Below are 24,048 nucleotides of genomic sequence, written 5' to 3' on the forward strand. Positions count from 1 at the left end.
CTGAGTAACAAGAATACGGTGGACTTTTCCACCGTATTTTTTATAGAAATACGCTATTATTAATTGGAAGGATTTTATGATTCATGTTGTTCTTATTGATGATCATGTCATTGTACGCTCTGGTTTTTCTCAACTCCTTTCTTTAGAGAGTGACGTTACTGTTATTGGAGAATTTTCTTCTGCTAAAGAAGCTCGTCAACATTTACCTTATTTAAAACCTCATGTATGTATTATTGATATTTCAATGCCAGATGAAAGTGGCTTAGATTTATTAAAAGATATACCGTCAGGTATCCACTGTATTATGCTAAGTGTAAATGACTCAGATTTAATTATAAAAAAAGCGTTAGAATTAGGAGCAAAAGGGTATTTAAGCAAACGATGTAATCCTGGTGAGTTAATTCAAGCGGTTAAAACAGTATGCTCAGGAGGTGTATATCTAATGCCAGAACTAACCACAAAATTAGTTTCATCTAAACAGTCTAATCTGGTAGGGCAATTAACAAAAAGAGAAAGGGAAATTTGTGAGTTATTAATCTTAGGTTTTGAACCAAAGGAAATAGGCGAAAAACTTAATTTGAGTTTTAAGACAGTACATGTTCATAGATCTAATGCAATAAATAAACTCAATGTCAAAAATAATGTTGAATTAGCGAATTTATTAAATTCACAACTAAAATGATATTTACTATATTATACTCTTGGTTTTTGATAATTTGTTCTTATTTCTGCTTATGGATAATCTCAGATTATTTACTTTCAGATATTGTTTTGGCCTGTCTATTTTTGCCGTTTGCCTTACGTAGTGGTATTATATTGCATATTCAACCTAAATTCTGGCCTATTGTATATTGTTCTGAAATTAGTATATTGATTTTATTAAACTATTTATTTCCAGAAATATATCAATATTCTATTTTTATTTTAAGTATATGTAGTATCCCAATTATTTACTTATCATATTTATACTATAGTGGAAATCAATGGAAAAAATTATCAATTCAACTTAGCACTATAGTTTCAATTAGTATGATCAATGCTGTAGCCATTTCCTCATCAGAATTTTACTTCACATTTCTTGTAAGTTTTACTGGTGGGGTATTGATTGTTCCTGCTTGCTATTTAATCAATGAGTTTTTATTTAAGACTGAATGGCTTCCTCTTACTTCTTCTCTAATAAAGAAGTCGGTAACTTTAAGAATAAAGCACATTTTTATTTATATTTTACTATTTGTTTTAAATATCTATATTCAAATGAAATTGCCAGATACCTTCTATAGGTTTGCTTTATTCTACCTTGCAATCCCTATTATATTATTAGCTTTTCAGTATGGTTGGCAAGGTGCATTTTTAGGAGTCCTTCTTAATAGTATAGCACTTATTGGTACTACACATAGTTTTTCTAATCTCACTATAGCTGATTTATTACTATCTATTTCAACCCAAACTATCACAGGAATATTTCTAGGGCTTGCGATTCAAGATCAGCGTAACTTGAACCAGAGTTTATCAATAGAATTAAATAAAAATAGATTACTAACTCGGCAGCTGATTAATACTGAAGAAACTATTCGTCAAGAAATCTCTAGAGAATTACACGATGAGGTCGGGCAAAATATTACAGCCATTAGAACTCAAGCAAACATTTTAAAAAGGATTGCACCTAATTATGAAAAAATATCAACCACAATAGAGCAATTATCTCTTAATATTTATGATACAACAAAAGTACTACTAAATCGAATTCGACCTCGTCTACTTGATGATTTAGATTTACCCCAAGCTATTGAGAATCTATTTATTGAACTAAATTTTCAAGATAATCAAATTGATACTGAATTAATATGGAAAAATGATCAAAATTTAAAATTAGAACATATTCTGGAAATTACTATATATAGATTATGTCAAGAAAGTTTGAATAACATTATAAAATATGCTAAAGCAAATAAGGTAAAAATAGAAATTGAAATAAAAAATAATATACATATTATTATTACAGATAACGGGGTTGGATTTGATACATATCAGATATTAACAGGATTTGGAATTCGTGGAATGCAAGAGAGAGTGAATATTTTATGTGGTACATTTGAAATTATCTCTATTCCTATTGAAAAAAATCCAATTCAACATGGAACAACACTTATAGTTAATTTACCTTACGTATAAAAATAATGGAAAATCAAAGTCATAAAATTTATCACTACTGGCGACTACATATTATGATAGGAATGTATATTGGTTATGCCGGCTTCTATTTGACTCGGAAAAGCTTTAATTATGTCGTTCCTACTCTAATTACTGATTTAGGCATTGATAAAAATAATATAGGGATAATCTCAACATTATTCTACATAACCTATGGTATTTCAAAATTTATTTCAGGTGTTTACCTAGATAAAGAAAATCCTAAACATTTTATGGCTTATGGATTATTTCTTACAGGAATCACAAATATATTATTTGGCCTATCTAGCTCTGTTCTCATGTTTACTATATTGTGGGTTATTAATGCTTGGTTTCAAGGATGGGGATGGCCCTCTTGTTCTAAGTTACTAACAACTTGGTATTCAAGAAATGAAAGAGGCTTATGGTGGTCTATTTGGAATACTGCACACAATGTTGGTGGAGCGATGATCCCATTAATTATTGGTTATCTCACCTTACATTATAGTTGGAGATATGGATTTATCGCCGCTGGAGGCTTAGCAATATTAATCAGTATATTCCTATTTTTTCGATTACAGAATACTCCAGAAACCATGGGATTACCTAGCATAGGAAAATGGCGCAATGATAACTTAGAGCTTGCTCAAGAGAAAGAAGGTAAATATCTCACATGGAATAAGATCTTACATCAATATGTTTTTTTTAATAAATACATTTGGCTATTAGCATTAAGTTATGCTCTTGTTTATGTGGTTAGAACTGCCATTAACGATTGGGGAAATATCTATTTAACTGAAAAATATCACTATGATCTTGTTTCTGCTAATAGCGCACTTTCACTCTTTGAAGTAGGAGGATTTATAGGATCTCTAGTTGCTGGTTGGGGATCAGATAAATTATTCGCTAGCAATCGTGGTCCAATGGCATTGTTATTTGCTATTGGTATTTTTTTCTCCATTATTGCAATGTGGCTTATGCCAAAAGAAAATTTCATATTACAAGCAGGAATTTTCTTTTCAGTAGGTTTTTTCGTATTTGGTCCTCAAATGCTTATTGGTATGGCAGCTGCTGAATGCTCCCATAAAAAAACTCCAGCTTCAGCAACAGGATTTGTGGGATTATTTGCATATTTAGGTGCTGCTATAGCTGGTTATCCTTTAGCATTAGTGATGGAATCATACCACTGGTCCGGATTTTTTGTCGTGATTGCTTGTGCAGCCTCTGGCATCGCATTATTGCTATTGCCTTTCCTTAAAGCACAAAATTGACAAATTACCTATGAGTAAATAAAGCAATTAGTATTTTGGGATAAAGCCGAATAGAACACCGACTCATTCAGTGATTTGGTTAAAGATACGGATAATAAAAAAGTGGCTTAGCGCCACTTTTTATTAGAATAATTTTCTAGAGGTATTAAAGATTTCTTCTTTAAACGGACGACGCATATTAGTGATTGCATCAATAATATCGTGGTGAACTAATTTTTCATTTTGAATACCCACACAACGACCACCGTAGCCTTGCATCAAGAGTTCTACTGCATAAACGCCCATACGAGAAGCTAAAATACGGTCAAATGCACAAGGCGCACCACCACGTTGGGTATGGCCTAACACAGCAGCACGGGTTTCGTGGCCAAAGCGTTCTTCAATCTCTCTCGCTAATTGGTGTACATCTGTCATTAATTCTGTAATCGCAATAATTGCGTGACGTTTTCCTTTATTGAAACCATCTTCGATGTTGCGTATTAGTGACTCTTTATCAAAACCTTTTTCTGGAATGATAATGTATTCACAACCGCCTGCTAATGCCGCACTTAAGGTTAAATCACCACAGTGGCGCCCCATAATTTCAACGATAGAAATGCGTTGGTGAGAAGTTGAAGTATCACGCAAGCGGTCAATTGCTTCTAATGCGGTTTCAAGTGCTGTTTGGAAACCGATAGTGTAATCCGTGCCTGCAACGTCATTATCAATAGTGCCAGGTAGACCGATACACGCAATGCCGTGTTCTTCGGTCAATAGTTTTGCCCCCATATAAGAGCCGTCACCGCCGATAACTACTAACGCATCAATTTCATATTTTTTCAAGGTTTCTACACATTTTGCACGCACTTCTGGATTTTTAAATTCAGGGAAACGTGCAGAACCTAAGAATGTACCGCCACGGTTGATCACTTCAGACACTGAACGGCGTTCAAGTTTGATAACACGGTCGTGATATAAACCGTAATAACCGTCTTGAATACCATACACTTCTAAACCTTCACTTAAACCCGCACGCACAACACCACGGATCGCTGCATTCATACCAGGCGCATCGCCGCCACTGGTTAATACTGCAATTTTTTTTACCATATCAATACCTATAAATTTAATTTTAAAAAATAAATCAAAAAACTTGCAAAGATTACCCTATAACGCCCTTTCGTTCTAGCAGAAAATCGGGAAATTTACGATTTTTTGATCTAAGTTGAGATTAATTTTCTAAAATGTCGAGAGCAAAATCTAATGCGGTAAAAAAGCGGTCAAGATCCGATTGAACATTGTAATGAGCAAGAGATATTCTCAAGGTGCCATTTTGCGCTAAATAACGTAAGTAGGGTTTGGCGCAATGTTCGCCACTACGCAAAGCGATCTGCTGCTCGGCTAAAATCGCCGCAATATCTGCGTGATGTTGATGATGAAAGACAAAGCTAATCGTTGGGCTTAAACACCCTTCCGCTAAAATACGGATATTGGGATAAGTCGCTAACCGCTGGCGAGCTTCTTTCGCAAGCTGATAAAGCGGTGAGTTTAAAGCTGAAAAATCCCATTTTTCCAACCACTCCAGCACCTCACCAAAAGCGATAATTCCTGCGATATTTGGTGTACCTGCTTCTAAACGATAAGGCAATGTTGCCATCGTGAGCTTTTGCTCAGTAATCTCTTGTAACATTTTTCCGCCAAATAAAAGAGGGCGGAGTTGCTCAAGGCTACTCAATTTCCCTGCTAATACGCCAACCCCAGTTGGTCCGTACATCTTATGTGCAGAGAACGCATAGAAATCGGCATCAAGTGCTTGTACATCAATTTGTTCACAACAGACCGCTTGTGCAACATCAAGCACAATTTTGGCTGAACATTGCTGACGAATAAGCGGTATCAATTGCTCTGCAGGCTGCCTAACCCCTGTTACATTTGACACCAAATTAAACGCAACGATTTTAGTGCGTTCTGATAAGGCTGTTTGTAGCATTTCAGGGGCAATCTGGTAGTTGCTATTAAGTGGCAGCACAATCAACCTCGCTTGTTTACGCTCAGCAAGTTGTTGCCACGGAATAAAATTAGCGTGATGTTCTGCCACAGAAATCACAATTTCATCACTAGCTTCAATACTGTCAGCTAAACCATTTGCGACCAAATTAAGTGAATGGGTTGTGCCACTTGTCCAGATAACCGCATCTCGTGTTGCAACATTGAAACGTTTTGCCACTAAATCCCTTGCTAATTCATAACGTTGCGTTTGAGGAAAATCATATTGACTACGGTGAACTGAACCAGATGAACGATAAAAATTGAGCGTTGCGTCTATCAACACTTTCGGTTTGAGTGTCGTTGCGGCAGTGTCTAAATATACCGCATCGGGATTATCTTGAAAAAAAGGGAAATAGGAACGAAAAGTGTGATTAATCATTGTCGCTGAGCCTTTCTATAAAGTTTATTACAAGGGATACCATCATTATTGCCGTCTAGCTCTCGCCAACGGCATTGTTTAAAGTAGCGTTTCGCCGTGTCATAATCGGGAAGATCGTTACAACTTTTCCTCACATTACAATCTATAGTGACAAGCGGTGCCTTAGGCGAAAAACCTTGCCAAAATGAATGTTCATCTGACCGCTTACTTGCACGCCAGTCCGCAGGATTGATCGGATTTTTATCTTGCCATAAACCTATTCTTTGCTGTTGAGCAAGTTGCTGAGCTTGCAGATACATCGGTTGCGTTTGGCGATACGCCCACGCCATTCCTCGTTGCACCTGAATTAAGTTAAGATTTTCACCCGTCTGATCATAAACCACTGCCAACAGCCGTTGATATTTATCATACCCCGTAATCTCAAGTTCAACCTCTTTTTTAAATGCCAGTTGAGCTAACGATTGCTTCGCCTTATTACCAAAAGGCTGGGCAAATTCTGGGGCATCAATATATTGCAGGCGTACTTTAAGTTGTGTCCGCTTGTGCAAGCAGGTTAAAGTATCGCCATCATAAATACCTACAACTATGCATATTTTCTGTGCTATATGTTTAGCAACAATCGGTTCATTTGAAAAAAATAGAGAAAGTAATATTGCTAATTTATGGTAGTAAATAGTTTTTTTCATATTTTAAGTAATATTTAAATAGAAGGCTATTTGCCATTTATAAAATGATATAGATAATAGAAACTATGTATTTAACCCAGCATGCTAATAAAAAATAAAGTAATGCTGATTAGGAAAACGATTTTCTAATATAGTAAATACATGCTATTCTAGGTCAATTGTAGTTGTTACATTCAAAATTCAGACTAATGAAACCAATTTTCTTAGAGCTTCGTCATTTACGAACTATTATTGCTTTAAAAGAAAGCGGCAGTGTTTCAGCTGCCGCCAAATGTATTCATTTAACACAATCAGCATTATCTCATCAAATTAAATTGTTAGAAGATCAATATGATCTAACTCTATTTGAACGTAAAACTCAGCCAATCCATTTTACTCCAGCTGGAGAACGTTTAGTACAGCTCGCTTATGAAATTTTACCTAAAATAATAGAAGCTGAATCAGATATAACCCGAATTAAACAAGGAGAAGTTGGAGAATTACGGATTGCTGTTGAATGCCACACTTGTTTTGATTGGTTAATGCCAGCAATGGATATTTTTAGACAAAATTGGGGGGGAATAGAATTAGATATTGTGTCTGGTTTTCATACTGATACTGTTGGTCTATTGCTTGCTCACCGAGCAGACTGGGCTGTTGTATCAGAAATAGAAGAGTCCATTGGTATTATTTATAAACCTTTGTTTTCTTATGAAATGGTTGCTATTTGTGCCAAAGATCACCCTTTGGCTCAAAAAGAAATTTGGGAAGCTGAAGATTTTCGTCACGAAACACTAATTCATTATCCTGTTCCCGACAATATGTTAGATTTATTGAAAAAAATCTTACAACCAGTAGGAATAAACCCAACAAGACGCACTAGTGAATTAACTATCGCAATCATTCAGCTTGTTGCCAGTAAAAGAGGTATTGCAGCCTTACCTTATTGGGCTGTAAAACCATATTTAGAAAAAGGCTATGTTGTTGCAAGAAAAATCACTTCTAATGGCTTATATAGCAATTTATACGCAGCAATCAGGGAAACAGATCTAGATAAAGTTTACATTGAAGAGTTTCACAATATAGTGAAATCGCAAAGCTTTGCCACATTATTAGATCTATTTTCTTTAGATTAGAAATATTATTTATGAGTACACCAATTTCCCATTTAGATATTTTAAGCTAAATGGGATCTGTAATAATTACTTATCTGCTACTGATACTTTCAGCTTTTGCCGTTAAGTTTTCTGCACCCGTCGCTCTCATCACAATGTTATCTTCTGTCCGAATACCGCCGTAGCGTTTAAATTCGTCGATTTTCTGCCAGTTAAAGAAAGGTGCAAGCGGGTGGTTTTTCCATTGATTTAGCAACATCTCAATAAAATAGAACCCAGGCTCAATGGTGAGAACCATACCTTCGGCTAAATCACGAGTGCAGCGCAAACTTGGATAAATCTCAGGCGGAGCTTTGCGAGTGCCACGATGGTTTTGTTGGAAACCTGCAACATCGTGGACTTGCAAGCCAAGCTGATGCCCTAAACCGTGTGGAAAGAAAGTACGGCTAATACCCTCTTCAAAAATTTGATCGGCAGGTAATTTCACAAACTCAAACTGATGAAGCATTTGCGAGATCCAACGGTGCATTTGGGTATGGTAACTTAGATAATTAATCCCCACTTGCATATCAGCAATCGTATCCAGTTTAAACTGTTCCATTTGAGCAACCATTGTGGCAAATTCACTTTGTGGCTCAAAAGCATAAGTTCGAGTAAGATCGGAGGCATAACCAAGATAGCTTGTGCCAGCGTCAAGTAAAAAACTGTGGCGTTCGCAAGGTGGCGTGAAATCCAATTTTGTGTAATGTAAAATCGCACTATGCTGATTAATGGCAACAATATTGCCATAAGGCACATTGTTATCCGATTGCTTGGTCACTTGAAGATAGGCTAGATTAATTTCAAACTCACTTTTACCTGCAAAAAAAGCCTCTTTTGCCGCGTGATGTCCTGTTAAAGCTGTGAGTTGAGCTTGATATATGCACTCAATTTCAAATTCGCTTTTGATCGAACGCTCAAAATGCAGTACATTTAGCATTTTCTGTGGATTGATATGCTCAAAACCTAGCGATTTGGCAAGCTCCGTTTGTTCACCAATAAAGGCACAATGGGTCGGATTAAGGATATATTGTTGAATTTGTTGGCTATCCGTGAGCATTTGCCATTCAAACTCATCAGCAAAAAATGCCGATGTCGGTGGATTTGGCGTACAATGCCAATAATCTTGCGGTGCATAAAAATAGAGTTTCGGTTTATTTTTACCGTCTAAAAAAAGCCAACTTTGTTCTGCGGTAGGATCAGGGAAAATATAATTAAAATGCGGATTGATTTTAAATGGCGATGTTTGGTCGTCTAAAAAATGGTATTTTGCCTGCCCTGCATAAATCCAAAGCCCGTCAAGACGCGCCAGCTCTAAGGCGTGCTGTACAATTTGTTGAATGCGTGCGATATGTTGTGAAAAGATATGTTGCATAAAGATCCTTTATATAATCATCCTCTCTCCCGTAAACGGGAGAGAGTAAATTTTTACATAGATAAGATAATAAATATGACCGAACTAACCATTAACCACACTTTAGATACCCTAGGGCTACGTTGCCCTGAACCCGTAATGCTTACTCGTAAAACCATTCGCAATATGGCAGACGGTGAAGTGTTGCTAATTATTGCTGACGACCCTGCAACTACTCGTGATATTCCGAGTTTTTGTCAATTTATGGATCATCAGCTATTAAAAAGTCAAACGGACACTAAGCCGTATCAATATTGGGTGAAAAAGGGGCTTGAATAAGCCCTTTTTTCTGAGGTAGTCCAAAGTTATACCAATTTCAAAATCTTAGCAACGTCTAGACTTTCTTTAAGAAATTCTTGCTTTAAGCGAGATAATTCTTCTAAAGTTTCATCTTCCTCTTTAAGTGCTTGATTGTCTTTAAGCAGCATCTGATTATGTAATTTCAAAATAGAATAAGCATATTCTTCCCATTTTTTCTCTGGAATTTTTTGTTTATAAGCAGAAATAAATATAATTTCAATATTATTCATTTTTATTCCGCCACCAGTCACTGGGCTTGCAAGTATATTCACTGCATTCAACGAAAATAGATTATCAATAACCATTTGATTAAATTTATCACAATCTGCTTTCACAGCCTTGATTACATCATCAGGTTGAACAACCACAATATCATTACGGCTGGCTAATAATGCAATAACTTTAAATAAAACGACAGGTTGAATAATCTCTTTTAAATCATTACATAAACTATCTAAAGAGTGAACTTTATAATCCGATAATTTCTCAATAATAGGTTGCAAATACTCTTCTTTAATTTCGGCACGTTGGTATTTCACAAGTTCCTTTGAAATATTTTTAACTTGTTTGATGAGTAGTATATTTAATTTCCGCCACTCTTTTTCTACCTGATGTTCAGTGAGTGGTAATTGCCCCTTAATCCAATAATCACGACGAAATTGCTTATTTAAAATAAAATCTTTTGCAGTCTGTTTTAATGATGGGTCTTTAATTTGAGCCATAAATTCTAGTTGTTTATCATTAAATAGCACATCATCAAAATCATCTAGATAAGATGTGGAACAAGCATAGGTTAGTTTTGCTTGTTTAAGAGCATCCTCAACTTCAGAAAAGTACATCGGCTGCCAATCTTTATTTAAATATTCGTGAACGAGATAATTTATATTCTGTTTTTCTATGTGTTCTAATTCAGATAATAATTTAGGGGATTTTTCAATTAAAGCATCACTTACAGATAATAATGCCTTTACATTTTCTAAAGATAACTTAATAGCATCTTGCTTATTTTGACTAGAAGATAAATTAGTATAAGAGTGATTTAATAAATATCTAATTGGGGATTTTGATGCCCAACCAGGTAATGTGTTGTAACTAATATAAACCACACCACCCACTTTTAATTTACGTTGAATAAAATCAACAATGATTTGTCTATTTTGTGGCGAAATCCAAGACCAAATACCGTGTAAAGCAATAAAATCAAAATCAGGTAAGTCTGGACGCTCACAAAACTCAGCAAAAGCCTCGTCCGAAACAACCAACTTATTCGGATTTACTTGATTTGAGATTTGTTGTGCAAACAACGCATGTGAAGGATTAAAATCCGTGCCGTACCATTTTGTTGAACTTGCCGCAGCATGAACATTGATTGACACCCCAAATCCAAAACCTAATTCACAGGCATTTATCACCTTAGGTGGTTGTAAATTTGACATTAAAAAAGGGATAGTCATTTGATTAGGGTTTAAAGAATCATAGTAACCCACAGTATAATTTACATCATTAATATAGCCTTCTGACCAGTTTTTCATAAAATTTCCTCTATTTTTCAATAAAAATTAAATTCTTTTTCTAATATTTACCAAACAAACATTTTCTTTAACGTCTTTCATCATCAAAATCATCATCTTCGTCATCAAAAAATTCGCCGTCATCACCATATTCATCTTCATCACTGTTCGGATCTTCAAAATAAGTTCCCCAGCCTTCATAAACCGCACCCGATTTTTCGATTAACGGCAGTAGCTCTTTTTGTTGAGCGGTAATAAGTTCCGCATCTAGTTTAATTTCGCTAACAATATCGCACACAAACACGAGATCGCCATTCTCTTCTTCCACTTCTTCTGCTTCAGAAATCTCATAACCCAACTTATAAGCATCTACCACTAACTTTTCGAGTTTATCGAAATCGTGATGAGCAATGTGGTGTTCGATAATATAAAGGGCTTCAGGATCGCTTCCATCGGCTAATAAAGAGTTGATGATTTCATCGGTTTCTTGGCGTAATTCGGTTAAGTTATACATAAGTTATCCCTCTTGGGTTTGAGTAAAAATTTCGGCGAACCAGCTATCTAATTTAGTCGCAAGTTTATCAATACCAATACGATTTAATGCAGAATAGGCTTCGACTTGCACATCGCCTTGAAACGGTAAAATCGCTTCCCGCACCATTTTGACGGTTTTGCTTCTCGCACTTTGGCTAAGTTTATCCGCTTTGGTAAGTAGCAATAATACAGGCAACTCCGCAGATACCGCCCACTCGATCATCTGCTGATCGAGATCTTTCAACGGGTGACGAATATCCATTAAAATCACTACGCCCCGTAAACATTCACGTTTCTGCAAGTATTCACCTAAAGAACGTTGCCACTGAAGTTTCATCTGCTCAGGCACCGCCGCATAACCATAGCCTGGTAAATCGACTAATTTACAATTTGGTTCTACTTCAAATAAGTTAATTAACTGCGTACGCCCTGGGGTTTTAGAGGTACGAGCCAAGTTTTTTTGATTAGTTAAGGCATTTAATGCCGTCGATTTCCCTGCATTTGAACGCCCTGCAAAGGCAATTTCCACGCCACTGTCTTCTGGTAAATGGTGAATATCAGGTGCAGAGGTTAAAAAATGGGTTTTGTGGTAGTTAAGTTTTATTTCGGTCATTTTGTATTTGTTTGTTATTAAAATTTGTAAACTCCCCTCTTTGAAAAAGAGGGGCTGGGGGAGATTTAAAAAACAGTTTTGTAGGGTGGGTTTTAACCCACCAATAAATTCAAGAGATTACAACGAAATGGTGGGTCAAGACCCACCCTACAATTATTTAAATCTCACACTCAATCCTTTCTCACCATATTGATTAGCTTCAGGACTTCCTGCAAAAACACCCCATTCCATCACTAAAATCGTTCCGATAAACATCGGCATCATAATGCCTAGCACAAATGCCATTGTTCCTTGAGCTCCCAATGAACTGAGATAACACAATATCGGCACCGCAACCATAAACAAGGCTTTCGCCGAACGATTACGGTCGTGTAGGCGTTTAACGATCACTGCAGATAAACTGTAAAGTGAAAGGGTCAAGGGTAGAACGCTAATCCAACTGAAAGCGGTCGGATTTAAGATAAAATTTGCAAAAATAAACAAAAATGCAAAATTAATCCCAAAGCCGATCCAAAAGCCTTTGCGGTTTAACCTTCCGTGAAAAGAAAATAATGCTTTATGCCAGATCATTACTGCAATGCCTTTTCAATTTTTTCAAACAAATCACGCGCAAGATTATCTAAACCTTTCAAACGCTCTAAGCCGCGACGCATCAGGGTTTGACGTTGAGTGTCATAGCGAGAAAGTTTAATTAACGGCTCAATTAAGCGTGCCGCCACTTGCGGATTGCTTTCATTCATCTTAATCAACATATCGACTAAGAAACGGTAGCCAGAGCCGTCAATAGCGTGGAATGCACTTGGGTTTTGGCTTGCAAATGCCCCAACTAATGAACGTACACGGTTTGGATTTTTGAAGTTAAAACTTGGGTGCGTTAATAAATTTTGCACAATTTCAAGCACATTTTCATCAGGACGTGTCGCCTGTAAAGCAAACCATTTATCCATCACTAAGCCATCGTGTTGCCATTTTTGTTCAAAATCGGCAAGAAGCTGATCTCTGCAAGCAAGTTGTGCTTTGGTCGAAGCCGTGAGTGCTGCCAAAGTGTCCGTCATATTATTTGCTTGATGATAATGTTTGTGCACCAAGGTATTCCCTACTTCAGTAAAGGCAAGGTAAGACAAGCAAACATTGCGTAATGCACGTTTTGCCAAATCATCAGCAACCACACGATATTCCGTTAATTTATTTTGGTTGTAAACGACTAAGAAACGATCTTTTAATTCCTCAGCAATCGCTTGTTGCATAAATTGACGAACAGCCGCAATACCTGCAGGATCGATCACTTTAAACAACTCAGCAAATTCCGTTTCTTTTGGCAAGGTTAAGGTTAAAGCGGCAAGTTCAGGATCTTTATTTGCATTATCGATCACAAAGGTGAGCGCTTCTAACAAACCTTGTGAGAATGCCATTGCTTTGCCCTGTTGGTAGCGACTTAGATTTTCACGCAGCTCATTGTTAAACAACATTTGTGCCACGTCCCAACGCACGAAATCATTCTCAGCAAACTTCAAGAGCGTTAAAAGCTGTTCTGTTGAATAGTCATAATCTAAACGCACAGGGGCTGAGAAATCACATAACAAGGCAGGCACTGGACGTTGTTGCACATTGTGGAACTCAAAGGTTTGATGTTCGTGGACCACATCTAACACATCACTGACAGTTAATAATTCGTGTTGTAAATTGATTTTCTTACCATCTTGACCATATAACGCTACTTTTAACGGAATGTGTAAATTCACTTTCTCTAGCTGATCAGAGGTTGGTGGTGTGTTTTGAGAAACGTGCAAGCGGTAAGTATGACGTTTTTCATCATACTCATCAGAAATCGTTAATTCAGGCGTACCCGATTGACTATACCAACGGCGGAACAGATCTAAATCAACTCCCGAAGCACGTTCCATTGCAGACACAAAATCTTCACAGGTTGCCGCCGTGCCATCATTTTCTGCCACATAGAGTTTCATTCCTTTTTGGAAACGCTCTTCGCCGAGTAAGGTGTGGATCATACGAATAACTTCAGCCCCTTTTTCATAGACGGTAACCGTATAGAAATTATTCATTTCAATCACTTTTTCAGGGCGAATAGGGTGAGCCATCGGGCTTGCATCTTCGGCAAATTGCACCGCACGCAACAATCGCACATCTTCAATCCGTTTTGCCGATCTTGACCATAAATCTGAAGTAAATTCTTGATCACGGAAAACGGTCAAACCTTCTTTTAAACTGAGTTGGAACCAGTCACGGCAAGTAATACGGTTGCCCGTCCAGTTATGGAAATACTCGTGAGCAATCACCGCTTCAACATTCAAATAATCATCGTCCGTTGCAGTTTGCGGATTAGCTAGCACAAATTTCGAGTTAAAAATGTTTAACCCCTTATTTTCCATTGCCCCCATATTAAAGAAATCGACCGCCACGATCATATAAATGTCTAAATCGTACTCCAGCCCAAAACGCTCTTCGTCCCATTTCATCGAACGTTTTAAACTCTCCATCGCCCAAGTGGCACGGTCAAGATTTCCTTTATCCACATAGATTTCAAGGGCAACTTCACGTCCGCTCATCGTGATAAACTTATCTTGTAACAGGTCAAAATCCCCTGCGACTAAGGCAAATAAATAGCTTGGTTTAAAGAACGGATCTTCCCACTCCACCCAGTGACGACCATCGTCCAGCTCCCCTTGAGCAATACGGTTGCCGTTAGAAAGCAGGTATGGATATTTACTTTTACAAGCGGTGATTTTGGTGCGATATTTTGCAAGCACATCAGGGCGATCAAGCATATAAGTAATCTGACGGAAACCTTCCGCTTCACATTGCGTGCAGATCCCTTCGCCTGATTGATATAACCCTTGTAGTGACGTATTCGTTGATGGATTGAGTTTTGTCTGAATTTCCAGCTCGAATTGATCCGCAGGGAAATCGGCTAAATTTAAAGTCAAAGCCTCATCATCTTTTTGATATTCTTTGAATGGCTCGCCATTAAATTTAATCGATAAAAATTCAAAGCTATGCCCATCTAAACGTAACGTAGTCGCTTCTGCATTCTTACGCATGACCGACAACGTCGATGTGACAATCGTCTGCTCAGGATCAAGCTGAACATCAAGATAAATTTGATGAATAGTAAAATCAGGCTGACGGTAATCTTTTCTAAATTTTGCTTTAGGTCGCATAGCTTCTCCCTTAGAACTTTCAAATGCGGAAAGGATAAGAATATTTGTCTTTAAGTGCAATCAAATTTAAGATCTTGCCCCAAAAATCGCCGTACCAATACGCACCATTGTCGAACCGCATTCAATTGCACTTGGCATATCATCAGACATTCCCATTGATAGCGTATCAATCCCTTCAAATTGAGATTGTAATTGAAGAAACAGTTCATTCATTTGAGCTAAGGCGATTTTCTGTTGTTCAGGCTCACTTTCAGGCTTCGGAATTGCCATTAAACCACGCAATTTCAAACGTGGCAGTTGGCTAATTTGAGTGGCTAATTCTAGCATTTCTTTCGCAGAAATACCCGATTTAGATGCTTCATCACTGATATTAATTTGAATTAAAACATTCAGTGCAGGCAGGTGTTCAGGACGTTGCTCGCTTAAACGTTGTGCAATTTTGAGCCTATCTATCGTTTGTACCCAGTCAAAATGCTCAGCCACTACACGCGTTTTATTCGATTGTAATAAACCGATAAAGTGCCATTCTAATGTGTCGTTCTCCGCAAAATGCTGAATTTTTTCAATACCTTCTTGCACATAATTTTCGCCAAAGGCACGTTGCCCTGCTTCAATGGCTTCGGCAATGGCTGAAATGGGTTTAGTTTTGCTCACAGCAAGCAGTTTAACACTCTGTTCAGGGCGATTAGCTTGCTGACAATATTGTTGAATTTGTTGAGAAATTGTCGCTAAATTTTGAGAAATCGACATTGGCTACTCCAAAAGGCTATAATGGGCAAGATCATAAAACTCCACTTAACTGAAATCAAGGATACTTATGCAAAGACTGACAAAAATTAAACTTGTGATTACCGATGTGGACGGTGTACTCACTGATGGTAGCCTTTATTACACCGAAAATGGCGAAGCATTAAAATACTTCAATGTGAAAGACGGTTTAGGGATCAAAATGCTTCTTGCTTGCGGCATTCAAGTTGCAGTGCTATCGGGCGGTGACACCCCGATTTTACGCCGTCGCATCAAAGATTTAGGCATTCCCCTTTTCCAACTTGGCAAAATGTCTAAGCGTGATGCCTGTTTTGAGTTAATGCAACAAGCGGGGGTTTCAGCCGAAGAAACTGCATTTTTAGGCGACGATACACTGGACTTACCCGCATTTGAAGTCTGTGGATTAGCAGTTGCCGTGGGCGATGCTTTTGATTATGTTAAAAATCAGGCAGATTTAGTCTTAACGCGTAAAGGCGGACATTCCGCATTCCGTGAGCTTTCCGATATGATTTTAAAAGCTCAAGGCAAAGAAGAAGTTTATGCTACTGCTGATGGGTTTATGAAAGTGGTGCATGAAATGCTACAATAAATAATATCCTGTGGAATTTTAGATAATTAATTGAAAAAGATGAGCCAACAAGACAAACAAAATTTAATTTGGATCGATCTCGAAATGACAGGGCTTGATCCTGAAAAAGAGCGAATTATTGAGATTGCTACCATTATCACCGATAAAGATCTGAATATTTTGGCTGAAGGCCCTGTGCTTGCCGTACATCAACCCGATGAATTATTAAATAAAATGAGCGAATGGTGTGTGAAAACCCATACTGCAAATGGGTTGGTTGAGCGTGTGAAGCAGAGTAAATTAACTGAACGTGCTGCCGAATTACAGACATTAGATTTCCTGAAGAAATGGGTGCCGAAAGGGGCTTCGCCGATTTGTGGTAACAGTATTGCACAAGATAAGCGTTTCCTTTATAAATATATGCCAGATTTGGCGGACTACTTCCACTATCGCCATTTAGATGTGAGTACATTAAAAGAGCTTGCGAGCCGTTGGAAGCCTGAAATGCTTAAACAATTTAGTAAGAAAAACAGCCACTTAGCTTTAGATGATATTAAAGAGTCTATCGAAGAACTGAAGTTTTATCGTCACCATTTTATTAATTTAGATTAACAATAATGCAATCATTTTATTTTGCAACTGAAGAAGAAATGCTCAATTTCGGTCAGCGTTTTGCCCAACAACTTCAACGCTATTTAGAAAATCATAGTGAAAAAGCGATTGTGATTTATCTGAATGGAGAATTAGGGGCTGGAAAAACGACGCTCACTCGGAGCATTGTTCGTGCTTTTGGGCATAATGGGAATGTAAAAAGTCCAACTTATACTTTAGTGGAAGAGTATCAGCTTCCCCCTTATGCTTTATATCATTTTGATTTATATCGTTTGAGTGATCCTGAAGAGTTAGAATTTATGGGAATTAGGGACTACTTCCGTCCACAAACGGTTTGCTTACTAGAATGGGCAAGTCGAGGGGAAGGAATGATCCCATCTGCGGACTTTATTATTCAAATTGACTATGCAGAAACAGGGCGAAATCTAGCTCTTATGCCTCAAAACGACTTAGCAAAACAGATTTTGGAAAATTATTTAGAATATCAGACCGCTTAGGGTAATACTATGCAGAAATTACGACATTATGTTTGCTTTACGGTAATGAGTTTATTTCTTGCTCTTTCCGCACAAGCAAAATTAACCATTGCCATTGATGCTGGACACGGGGGCAAAGATCCAGGGGCTATCGGTAAAAATTTAGGGGTCAAAGAAAAAGAGGTGACTTTAGCAATTGCTAGAGAATTAAAGGCGTTGTTAGATGCAGATCCTAATTTCAAGGCAGTAATGACACGCAATGGTGACTATTTTATCCAACTACCTAATCGAACTGAAATTGCTCGTAAAAATAAGGCACATTATCTAGTGTCAATCCACGCTGATTCTTCACCAAGTTCAGATAATCTGAAAGGGGCTTCGGTTTGGGTTTTATCTAATCGTCGTGCAAATGATGAATTAGGAAAATGGTTGGAAGATCACGAAAAGCAATCGGAATTATTAGGTGGGGCAGGTTCGGTTTTAGCAAATAATAATGAACGTTACTTGAACCAGACAGTGCTTGATCTGCAGTTTTCTCACGCACAACGTTCAGGCTATGAGTTAGGTAAAACAGTCTTAGACAAACTGAGAAATGTTACGCAATTAGCAAAAAGTTCGCCACAACACGCCAGCCTTAGCGTATTACGTTCCCCTGATATTCCTTCAATTCTAGTGGAAACGGGCTTTTTATCTAATGCAACGGAAGAACAACGTTTAGCCACAAAAGCGTATCGCCGTCAGATTGCAAAGGCGATTTATCAAGGGTTAATTGCATATAAAAATAGATTACCAAAACAGCAAAATCAAATAGCAGTTAATGATGAAAAATTAACCAAGAAATCGAAAGCTGAAAAAAAGGTAGAAAATCGCTCTAAGGAAGATAAAAAAGCTAAAGCAGCGGTGACTTCGCCTAAGGAAAAAACTAAAGAGAAAGCAAAAATAACGACGGAAACTAAGCAAAAACAATCGTCTAAAGCGTCAGAAAAAACGGTTGATTTCAATGCGAAATATCATGTTGTTCAGAAAGATGAAACACTTTATTCTATTGCTCGCATGTATAAAACAACACCTGAAAAATTGAGCCAGCTAAATGGTTTAAAACAAAATAAAATCTTTGTAGGGAATAAGCTGCAAGTAAAGTAAATCAATATAGTAGAGTATCAAATTTAAAACTGGATATGGGAACCAAGACAAAATAGTAGAGAAATAAGCATGATATTTAAAGAAAAGCCGATTATTTCTAATCAGTACGGAGCGTTAGTGATGGCATTTGTACCATTTATTTATGGTATTTCTGCTAGCCATTTTGTAATGAATCATTTTTGGCTTGGGCTTAGCTGGTTTTTTACTTATCTCTTTTCCTATCCTTTTTTCTCCGTCGTTAGCAAAAAACAAAATGAAAAATATAAACGCTGGATGATTATTTATGCCGTATTTAGCGGCATATTTATATTTCCCGTACTCTTAAGTCATTTTTCTATTTTGCAATTTATAATCCCAATCCTGCCGCTTGCAGGGTTCCAAATTTACTATGCAAAACAAAAAGATGAACGAAACTTAATCAATGATATTGCAGGTATTTTAACCTTCGGCATAATTGGAATGGCAAGTTTCTATTTAGCAACAAACCAATATAATTTTGAGATTTTACTCCACCCTACGTTATTTTTTATTGGGACAACAATTTATGTAAAAAGCGTTGCTCGAGAGCGGAAAAATCCTCTTTACTGTAAGTTCAGTATAGGACTTCATTGTATATTTATCTTTGTTTATCTCGCCTTAGGCGATTATGGCATTAGCTTTGCCTATTTCATTGGGTTAATTAGAGCGGTTATTGTGCCAAAAAGAAACTGGAAAATTAAACAAGTCGGTCTATTTGAATTTTTAGTGATATTTGTTTTTACACTAGGGCTGATCTACTAAATGTATTAACCTAATAATGTCCGTTATTTCTCTTTCCAATATCCAATCCATTCTTTCAGGGCGTGCATATTGCTATGTAATGCCCCTGATTGTGGGATAAAGTAAAATACATTTAATCCATAGGTTTCAGGCATTTTCCCCGCGCCAACACTTGCAGGTAATATCTCAAAACCTTCTCGTTCAAATAACATTCTTGCTCGTTGCATATGCCACTGATTTGTCACTAACACGATCTTATTAATACCTTCTTTTTCTAAAATAGGTTTAGAAAACTTCGCATTTTCAGCCGTCGTTTTGGCTTTTTCTTCCAACCATTGTGTTGGAATATGGAAAAATTGTGCTAGCTCTTTTTTCATTACGCCAGCTTCTGAAGTCCCGTTTGGGCTACTTCCCGTAATCAATAAAGGCAAACCAGTTTCTTTTTGTAAAAACGCTGCATAACGTACCCGCTCTAATGCTATTTCGCTGATCGCTAATTTACCAAATAGCTCTTTACTATCGCGTAAGCCACCCCCAAGTAAAACGATAGCTTGAGCTGATTTATAATCTTCAATGCTCAGATTATCTTCAGTTACCAAAGAATCGTGCAATTTTTGTGAAGTATAGGGAATACTGAAAATATAGAGAATTGCTATGCCTAAAAAGGTTGAGAGATAACCTAATTTTTTCCATTTCAAACGGAAACAAATTAAGGAAAACAACCATAAAATCAGAATGTTAAATGGTGGAAGAATGACAGTAGTAATAAATTTCGTGATAGCAAACATAATAAGTAGGCAATTTTGTCAAGTAAGTAAAAGAGATTTATTATTCCTTATTCCCTTTTCCTTGTCTATTGTTTCACTCGCCCTTTAAAATTAGAATAGCGATTCTTATTAGCCATATTACTAGCGGTTAGATTTATGAAAAAAATTGCAATTATTCCAGCCAGAGCAGGCTCAAAAGGGATTAAAGATAAAAACTTACAATTAGTTGGCGGAGTTTCGCTCGTAGGGCGTGCAGTTCTTGCAGCAAAAGAGTCTGGAATGTTTGACTTAATCGTTGTGACATCTGATGGTGATCGTATTTTACAGGAAGGTGAAAAATATGGCGCAACTGCCGTTCATCGTCCTGTAGAACTTGCACAGAGTAATACTCGTACGATTGATGCCGTTGTACACTGTTTAGAAACCTTAAATATCCGTGAAGGCGTTGTAGCACTGTTCCAACCAACTAGCCCACTCCGCAATGCGTTAGATATTCGCAATGCGATGGAAATCTTTTTAGGTGGAAAAAGTAAGTCTGTGGTATCCGCTTGTGAATGTGAACACCACCCGTATAAATCATTTGTTTTAAATGGAGATGATATTCTCCCGATGAATGAAATCAAAGATTTTGAAGCACCACGTCAGCAATTACCAAAAGCATACCGTGCGAATGGGGCGATTTATATCAACGATGTCGCCAGCCTACTTCAAGAAAAATACTTCTTTATTCCACCTGTGCGTTTCTATTTAATGCCAACCTATCGCTCAGTCGATATTGATACCACATTAGATTTGCAACTGGCGGATAGCTTGATTGAGAAAGAGATGCAATGAGAGCCATCAAAGACAGTGCAGTTTATTTAATCGGTGAACTGACTTCACGGGCAATGCCATTTTTGCTATTGCCCTATTTATCTCGAAAATTAGGCGTAGAAGGGTTTGGGGAACTTGCATATTACCAAACTTATCTTGTGCTTTTCTTTATTATTGTCGGTTTAAGTCAAGAAGGGGCGGTAACCCGTTACTTCTATGTTTATGGTAAACGCTCCCTTAACTTAGTCGTGACTTCTGGCTATGCTTATACCCTTGCGATAGGTAGCTTAATTTTACTGGGTTGCTGGATTTTACAATCAGAAATTCTTACCTATGTTGCCTTGTCTGCTATTTTTCAAGCCTTATTAGGTGTTCAGCTGAGCATTCGACAGTGTCAAAAACAGGCGATTTCCTATGCCATTTTGCAATTTGCTTCTAGCTTAGGCACTGTTGTTTTTACGGTATTACTTCTCGAACTTTATCAAACAGAATTGGTCGAAAAAAGGTTACTTGGGATTTTATTAGGCAATGTACTGGTATTTTTATTGGCATATCTAGTTTATAGCAAAAAGACGGTAAGTAAAAAATATCAATGGAAGCAATATAAATCAGCACTCTTTTATGTGCTTGCTTTTGGTACGCCATTAATTTTGCATAATGTGAGTTTTTTCTTAAAAGGGCAGTTAGATCGTGTATTTATTTATCATCAATTTAATCAAGTTGATTTAGGTTTATATGCGATGGGGGCTCAAATTGCTGCGATATTGATGATTATTTTACAAGCAGTAAATAAAGCACTCACTCCCTATTTTTTTGATGGATTAAAACAAGGTCGAATTAATTTAAAACAAACGCAAAAATGGGCATTTTATTCCTTAGCCATTGTTCCGTTACCTTCATTAATTATGTGGGTTATTCCTGAGCAATTTATAGTTTGGTTATTAGGGGTTCAATTTGTTGGAACAAAATACTATATTATTTTATTCTTACTTTCGACCGCGCTTGTTATTCCTTATTTTATTTTAGTGAATTACCTGTTTTATCACAGTAAGAATAAATTAATCTCAATCTGTTCAGTGGCTTCAACGGTAATATATATTTTGAGTTTAATCGGATTAACCTTTACTTCTATTGAATTTGTACCTTATGCAAGTATTATTGGTTCAGCTGTGATGATCCTGATACTTTATTTTATGACATCTAAAGTGGGGAAAACCGTATGAATTTGATCATTTGCTATACGCCTTTGCAGGTTTTGATTGCAGAGCGAATTATTAATCTTTATCCAAATGAAAAATTTTATGGTGTGATGCTCTGCTCGGCAAAAAATCAGAAATTTGAATATTATGTGCAACGTTTAGCGAAAAAATGTGATACTTTCTTTCAGATGGATCAACATATTGATCGTTTTAATCTATTAAAAGAGATTATTAGTTTGCGTCTTAAATTTGCATTTAAGAAGTTTGATAAAGTATTTGTCGCAAGCATTAATGACATTCAAATTCAGTTTATTCTAAGCAGTATTCAATTTAATGAGTTTTATACATTTGATGATGGCACAGCAAATATTGTAAGCCATAGTGTGTATTATGTCGATGAGCCAAAAACTCGTATTCGCCGTTTTATTAATACGTTACTCTGCAATAAATACAGCGTGGCAAAATTAAAGGCGTTATCCAAAAAACATTTTACGATTTATGCTGATTTGCCGAACATTATTCAAAATACTGAATATCTGGAACTCTTTCCGCAAACAGAAAGTGATGTAGCAGAAGGTGAAACCATAAATATTTTATTAGGTCAGCCCGTTTATTTAGATAAACAGAAAAATATTGAATTAGCGGAAAAGGTCATCAAGTGGTTTGATATTCACGCTTATTTACCACACCCAAGAGAACAATATAAATTAAATCAAGTAAAATATATTGAAACGCCACTAATTTTAGAAGACTATTTAGCTCAGGAATTTAAACATAAAAGATGTCGTATATATACTTATTTTAGTAGTGCGGTATTAAATATAAAAGACAAAATCCCAAATATTGATGTGGTTGCATTAAGAATTAATGTCGAAAATCCAGACTTTATTCAAGTTTACCAACTCTTTGAAAAATTAGGCGTAACCATTATTGATATTCGATAATAAAATGAAAAAATATTTAATCTCTTTAGATAAAGATAGTCATAGACGGGAACTGTTTTTTTCACAGCAAGATACCGCTGATTTTAGCGTTTTTTCTGCCTTTAATACGATGAATGAAGATGAACAAAGTTTATCTTCACGTTTTAATCTCGCTCATTTTGAGCAACATTACGCTCGTAAAGTGACGAAAGGCGAAGTTGGTTGTACATTAAGCCATCTTGGTGTTTATCAGCAAATTTGTGATGATGAAACGATTGGTGATGATGAATATAGTTTAGTTTGCGAAGATGATGCACTGTTTAATCAGGATTTTCAGGCAAATTTGAACCGTATTTTAAATAAACAGCCATCCGCAGATATTATTTTAGTGGGGCAATCTAAAATTGCGACATTTAATGATGTTGAATTAGAAATTAATTATCCAACAACCTTTGCATTTTTACAGCCAAAAATTACCGCTTGTCCTTTTGCGGTTGTTTATCCTTATAAAAATTATTTTGCAGGAACAGTAGCATATCTAATTAAAAAATCAGCGACTCGCACTTTTTTAAAACAGATAGAACAAAACCTACCATTTTGGCTAGCAGATGATTTTATTTTGTTTGGCAACACCTTTAATTTAGATATTAAAGTGGTTCGTCCATTAATGGTGATTGAAAACCCAAAATTAAATAGTAATTTAGAAAGTATTCGTGGATCTATTTCACACAGCTTTGGGGCAAAATTAGCAAAATACCCACTGAAAAAATTACTGGCAATAAAACGTAATTTAGGAAAATAAA

At 36.6% G+C, this 24,048-nt stretch carries 25 protein-coding genes; 14 read left to right on the forward strand and 11 right to left on the reverse strand.

The genetic code is table 11. The features are described 5' to 3' along the window. Nucleotides 1-76: 76 nt before the first annotated feature. From B0183_RS02835 to uhpC, 3 genes are read left to right on the forward strand one after another with little or no spacing between them, the layout of a single operon-like run. Nucleotides 77-682, forward strand: a complete 606-nt coding sequence (locus B0183_RS02835; RefSeq protein WP_078208296.1) for a response regulator — start codon at nucleotides 77-79, stop codon at nucleotides 680-682. Further along, nucleotides 679-2,172 carry a signal transduction histidine-protein kinase/phosphatase UhpB gene (uhpB, locus tag B0183_RS02840; RefSeq protein ID WP_078208297.1) on the forward strand — a complete coding sequence of 498 codons (1,494 nt, stop codon included), beginning with the start codon at nucleotides 679-681 and terminating at the stop codon, nucleotides 2,170-2,172. Before B0183_RS02835 ends, uhpB begins: the two co-directional genes overlap by 4 nt. Before the next feature lie 5 nt (nucleotides 2,173-2,177). Beyond that, nucleotides 2,178-3,440 carry an MFS transporter family glucose-6-phosphate receptor UhpC gene (gene uhpC / locus B0183_RS02845; protein WP_021111724.1) on the forward strand — a complete coding sequence of 421 codons (1,263 nt, stop codon included), beginning with the start codon at nucleotides 2,178-2,180 and terminating at the stop codon, nucleotides 3,438-3,440. A 123-nt stretch (nucleotides 3,441-3,563) separates the two neighbouring features. Here uhpC and pfkA read toward each other — a convergent pair whose 3' ends face one another. The 3 genes from pfkA to B0183_RS02860 form a co-directional block, all read right to left on the reverse strand. After that, entirely contained in the window at nucleotides 3,564-4,529 is a 966-nt protein-coding gene (gene pfkA / locus B0183_RS02850) for a 6-phosphofructokinase (protein ID WP_010786020.1), read from the reverse strand. 121 nt (nucleotides 4,530-4,650) lie between these two features. After that, nucleotides 4,651-5,847, reverse strand: coding sequence for an aminotransferase class V-fold PLP-dependent enzyme (locus tag B0183_RS02855; RefSeq protein WP_078208298.1), 1,197 nt, complete (start codon nucleotides 5,845-5,847; stop codon nucleotides 4,651-4,653). Continuing rightward, nucleotides 5,844-6,533: a thermonuclease family protein gene (locus tag B0183_RS02860; protein WP_021117880.1), complete on the reverse strand. Its 690-nt coding sequence runs from the start codon at nucleotides 6,531-6,533 to the stop codon at nucleotides 5,844-5,846. The genes B0183_RS02855 and B0183_RS02860 overlap by 4 nt, the downstream gene beginning before the upstream one ends. 188 nt (nucleotides 6,534-6,721) lie before the next feature. Between B0183_RS02860 and B0183_RS02865 the strand changes: the two genes are divergently transcribed. Beyond that, a complete protein-coding gene (locus B0183_RS02865) occupies nucleotides 6,722-7,648 on the forward strand; it encodes a LysR family transcriptional regulator (RefSeq protein WP_015940109.1) in 927 nt (308 codons plus the stop codon). A 70-nt stretch (nucleotides 7,649-7,718) separates the two neighbouring features. On the opposite strand, the gene pepQ is transcribed toward B0183_RS02865, so the two are convergent. Beyond that, nucleotides 7,719-9,041 (reverse strand): Xaa-Pro dipeptidase, encoded by a 1,323-nt coding sequence (pepQ, locus tag B0183_RS02870; RefSeq protein WP_078208299.1) that lies wholly within the window; start codon nucleotides 9,039-9,041, stop codon nucleotides 7,719-7,721. Nucleotides 9,042-9,116: 75 nt separating this feature from the next. Here pepQ and tusA point away from each other — a divergent pair, with 75 nt between their 5' ends. Continuing rightward, entirely contained in the window at nucleotides 9,117-9,359 is a 243-nt protein-coding gene (gene tusA / locus B0183_RS02875; RefSeq protein ID WP_021117882.1) for a sulfurtransferase TusA, read from the forward strand. 26 nt (nucleotides 9,360-9,385) lie between these two features. On the opposite strand, the gene B0183_RS02880 is transcribed toward tusA, so the two are convergent. The 6 genes from B0183_RS02880 to B0183_RS02905 all read right to left on the reverse strand — a co-directional run bounded on the left by B0183_RS02880 (nucleotide 9,386) and on the right by B0183_RS02905 (nucleotide 15,967). After that, the gene (locus tag B0183_RS02880) at nucleotides 9,386-10,912 is read right to left on the reverse strand and encodes a class I SAM-dependent methyltransferase (RefSeq protein WP_078208300.1); all 1,527 of its coding nucleotides are present in this window, start codon (nucleotides 10,910-10,912) and stop codon (nucleotides 9,386-9,388) included. 67 nt (nucleotides 10,913-10,979) lie between these two features. Then, complete coding sequence (gene rraB, locus B0183_RS02885; RefSeq protein WP_021111730.1) at nucleotides 10,980-11,405, reverse strand: ribonuclease E inhibitor RraB; 426 nt, start codon at nucleotides 11,403-11,405, stop codon at nucleotides 10,980-10,982. A gap of 3 nt (nucleotides 11,406-11,408) precedes the next feature. Continuing rightward, nucleotides 11,409-12,038 carry a ribosome biogenesis GTP-binding protein YihA/YsxC gene (gene yihA / locus B0183_RS02890; RefSeq protein WP_016528300.1) on the reverse strand — a complete coding sequence of 210 codons (630 nt, stop codon included), beginning with the start codon at nucleotides 12,036-12,038 and terminating at the stop codon, nucleotides 11,409-11,411. Between the two features lie 153 nt (nucleotides 12,039-12,191). Further along, nucleotides 12,192-12,608 carry a DUF805 domain-containing protein gene (locus tag B0183_RS02895; protein WP_021111731.1) on the reverse strand — a complete coding sequence of 139 codons (417 nt, stop codon included), beginning with the start codon at nucleotides 12,606-12,608 and terminating at the stop codon, nucleotides 12,192-12,194. Next, the gene (gene pepN, locus B0183_RS02900) at nucleotides 12,608-15,217 is read right to left on the reverse strand and encodes an aminopeptidase N (protein WP_071610802.1); all 2,610 of its coding nucleotides are present in this window, start codon (nucleotides 15,215-15,217) and stop codon (nucleotides 12,608-12,610) included. Before pepN ends, B0183_RS02895 begins: the two co-directional genes overlap by 1 nt. A 66-nt stretch (nucleotides 15,218-15,283) precedes the next feature. Continuing rightward, the gene (locus tag B0183_RS02905) at nucleotides 15,284-15,967 is read right to left on the reverse strand and encodes a YggS family pyridoxal phosphate-dependent enzyme (protein ID WP_021111733.1); all 684 of its coding nucleotides are present in this window, start codon (nucleotides 15,965-15,967) and stop codon (nucleotides 15,284-15,286) included. A 67-nt stretch (nucleotides 15,968-16,034) separates the two neighbouring features. Here B0183_RS02905 and B0183_RS02910 point away from each other — a divergent pair, with 67 nt between their 5' ends. The 5 genes from B0183_RS02910 to B0183_RS02930 all read left to right on the forward strand — a co-directional run bounded on the left by B0183_RS02910 (nucleotide 16,035) and on the right by B0183_RS02930 (nucleotide 19,564). Beyond that, nucleotides 16,035-16,574, forward strand: a complete 540-nt coding sequence (locus B0183_RS02910) for a KdsC family phosphatase (protein WP_005710504.1) — start codon at nucleotides 16,035-16,037, stop codon at nucleotides 16,572-16,574. Nucleotides 16,575-16,613: 39 nt separating this feature from the next. Beyond that, entirely contained in the window at nucleotides 16,614-17,165 is a 552-nt protein-coding gene (orn, locus tag B0183_RS02915) for an oligoribonuclease (RefSeq protein ID WP_005710506.1), read from the forward strand. 5 nt (nucleotides 17,166-17,170) lie between these two features. After that, entirely contained in the window at nucleotides 17,171-17,662 is a 492-nt protein-coding gene (gene tsaE, locus B0183_RS02920; protein ID WP_021111735.1) for a tRNA (adenosine(37)-N6)-threonylcarbamoyltransferase complex ATPase subunit type 1 TsaE, read from the forward strand. 9 nt (nucleotides 17,663-17,671) lie between these two features. Continuing rightward, nucleotides 17,672-18,784 (forward strand): N-acetylmuramoyl-L-alanine amidase, encoded by a 1,113-nt coding sequence (locus B0183_RS02925; RefSeq protein ID WP_078208301.1) that lies wholly within the window; start codon nucleotides 17,672-17,674, stop codon nucleotides 18,782-18,784. Nucleotides 18,785-18,856: 72 nt separating this feature from the next. Further along, complete coding sequence (locus tag B0183_RS02930) at nucleotides 18,857-19,564, forward strand: YwiC-like family protein (protein ID WP_035496305.1); 708 nt, start codon at nucleotides 18,857-18,859, stop codon at nucleotides 19,562-19,564. A gap of 23 nt (nucleotides 19,565-19,587) precedes the next feature. Here the strand turns inward: B0183_RS02930 and B0183_RS02935 are convergent, their stop codons facing one another. Next, nucleotides 19,588-20,331, reverse strand: coding sequence for a YdcF family protein (locus B0183_RS02935; protein ID WP_078208302.1), 744 nt, complete (start codon nucleotides 20,329-20,331; stop codon nucleotides 19,588-19,590). 135 nt (nucleotides 20,332-20,466) lie between these two features. Here B0183_RS02935 and B0183_RS02940 point away from each other — a divergent pair, with 135 nt between their 5' ends. The 4 genes from B0183_RS02940 to B0183_RS02955 are packed head-to-tail and all read left to right on the forward strand — an operon-like array spanning nucleotide 20,467 to nucleotide 24,047. Beyond that, complete coding sequence (locus B0183_RS02940; RefSeq protein WP_021111739.1) at nucleotides 20,467-21,144, forward strand: acylneuraminate cytidylyltransferase family protein; 678 nt, start codon at nucleotides 20,467-20,469, stop codon at nucleotides 21,142-21,144. Then, a complete protein-coding gene (locus B0183_RS02945; protein ID WP_021111740.1) occupies nucleotides 21,141-22,346 on the forward strand; it encodes a flippase in 1,206 nt (401 codons plus the stop codon). Before B0183_RS02940 ends, B0183_RS02945 begins: the two co-directional genes overlap by 4 nt. After that, complete coding sequence (locus B0183_RS02950) at nucleotides 22,343-23,266, forward strand: glycosyltransferase family 52 (RefSeq protein WP_035521976.1); 924 nt, start codon at nucleotides 22,343-22,345, stop codon at nucleotides 23,264-23,266. The genes B0183_RS02945 and B0183_RS02950 overlap by 4 nt, the downstream gene beginning before the upstream one ends. 4 nt (nucleotides 23,267-23,270) lie before the next feature. Continuing rightward, nucleotides 23,271-24,047, forward strand: a complete 777-nt coding sequence (locus tag B0183_RS02955; protein ID WP_021111742.1) for a glycosyltransferase family 25 protein — start codon at nucleotides 23,271-23,273, stop codon at nucleotides 24,045-24,047. Nucleotide 24,048 lies beyond the last annotated feature (1 nt).

Source organism: Glaesserella parasuis, from assembly GCF_002015085.1.
Lineage (GTDB): Bacteria > Pseudomonadota > Gammaproteobacteria > Enterobacterales > Pasteurellaceae > Glaesserella > Glaesserella parasuis.

Coding starts and splice junctions, on each gene's coding strand:
- B0183_RS02835 (WP_078208296.1), top strand. CDS start 77: ATGATTCATGTTGTTCTTATTGATGATCATGTCATTGTACGCTCTGGT.
- uhpB (WP_078208297.1), top strand. CDS start 679: ATGATATTTACTATATTATACTCTTGGTTTTTGATAATTTGTTCTTAT.
- uhpC (WP_021111724.1), top strand. CDS start 2,178: ATGGAAAATCAAAGTCATAAAATTTATCACTACTGGCGACTACATATT.
- pfkA (WP_010786020.1), bottom strand. CDS start 4,529: ATGGTAAAAAAAATTGCAGTATTAACCAGTGGCGGCGATGCGCCTGGT.
- B0183_RS02855 (WP_078208298.1), bottom strand. CDS start 5,847: ATGATTAATCACACTTTTCGTTCCTATTTCCCTTTTTTTCAAGATAAT.
- B0183_RS02860 (WP_021117880.1), bottom strand. CDS start 6,533: ATGAAAAAAACTATTTACTACCATAAATTAGCAATATTACTTTCTCTA.
- B0183_RS02865 (WP_015940109.1), top strand. CDS start 6,722: ATGAAACCAATTTTCTTAGAGCTTCGTCATTTACGAACTATTATTGCT.
- pepQ (WP_078208299.1), bottom strand. CDS start 9,041: ATGCAACATATCTTTTCACAACATATCGCACGCATTCAACAAATTGTA.
- tusA (WP_021117882.1), top strand. CDS start 9,117: ATGACCGAACTAACCATTAACCACACTTTAGATACCCTAGGGCTACGT.
- B0183_RS02880 (WP_078208300.1), bottom strand. CDS start 10,912: ATGAAAAACTGGTCAGAAGGCTATATTAATGATGTAAATTATACTGTG.
- rraB (WP_021111730.1), bottom strand. CDS start 11,405: ATGTATAACTTAACCGAATTACGCCAAGAAACCGATGAAATCATCAAC.
- yihA (WP_016528300.1), bottom strand. CDS start 12,038: ATGACCGAAATAAAACTTAACTACCACAAAACCCATTTTTTAACCTCT.
- B0183_RS02895 (WP_021111731.1), bottom strand. CDS start 12,608: ATGATCTGGCATAAAGCATTATTTTCTTTTCACGGAAGGTTAAACCGC.
- pepN (WP_071610802.1), bottom strand. CDS start 15,217: ATGCGACCTAAAGCAAAATTTAGAAAAGATTACCGTCAGCCTGATTTT.
- B0183_RS02905 (WP_021111733.1), bottom strand. CDS start 15,967: ATGTCGATTTCTCAAAATTTAGCGACAATTTCTCAACAAATTCAACAA.
- B0183_RS02910 (WP_005710504.1), top strand. CDS start 16,035: ATGCAAAGACTGACAAAAATTAAACTTGTGATTACCGATGTGGACGGT.
- orn (WP_005710506.1), top strand. CDS start 16,614: ATGAGCCAACAAGACAAACAAAATTTAATTTGGATCGATCTCGAAATG.
- tsaE (WP_021111735.1), top strand. CDS start 17,171: ATGCAATCATTTTATTTTGCAACTGAAGAAGAAATGCTCAATTTCGGT.
- B0183_RS02925 (WP_078208301.1), top strand. CDS start 17,672: ATGCAGAAATTACGACATTATGTTTGCTTTACGGTAATGAGTTTATTT.
- B0183_RS02935 (WP_078208302.1), bottom strand. CDS start 20,331: ATGTTTGCTATCACGAAATTTATTACTACTGTCATTCTTCCACCATTT.
- B0183_RS02940 (WP_021111739.1), top strand. CDS start 20,467: ATGAAAAAAATTGCAATTATTCCAGCCAGAGCAGGCTCAAAAGGGATT.
- B0183_RS02945 (WP_021111740.1), top strand. CDS start 21,141: ATGAGAGCCATCAAAGACAGTGCAGTTTATTTAATCGGTGAACTGACT.
- B0183_RS02950 (WP_035521976.1), top strand. CDS start 22,343: ATGAATTTGATCATTTGCTATACGCCTTTGCAGGTTTTGATTGCAGAG.
- B0183_RS02955 (WP_021111742.1), top strand. CDS start 23,271: ATGAAAAAATATTTAATCTCTTTAGATAAAGATAGTCATAGACGGGAA.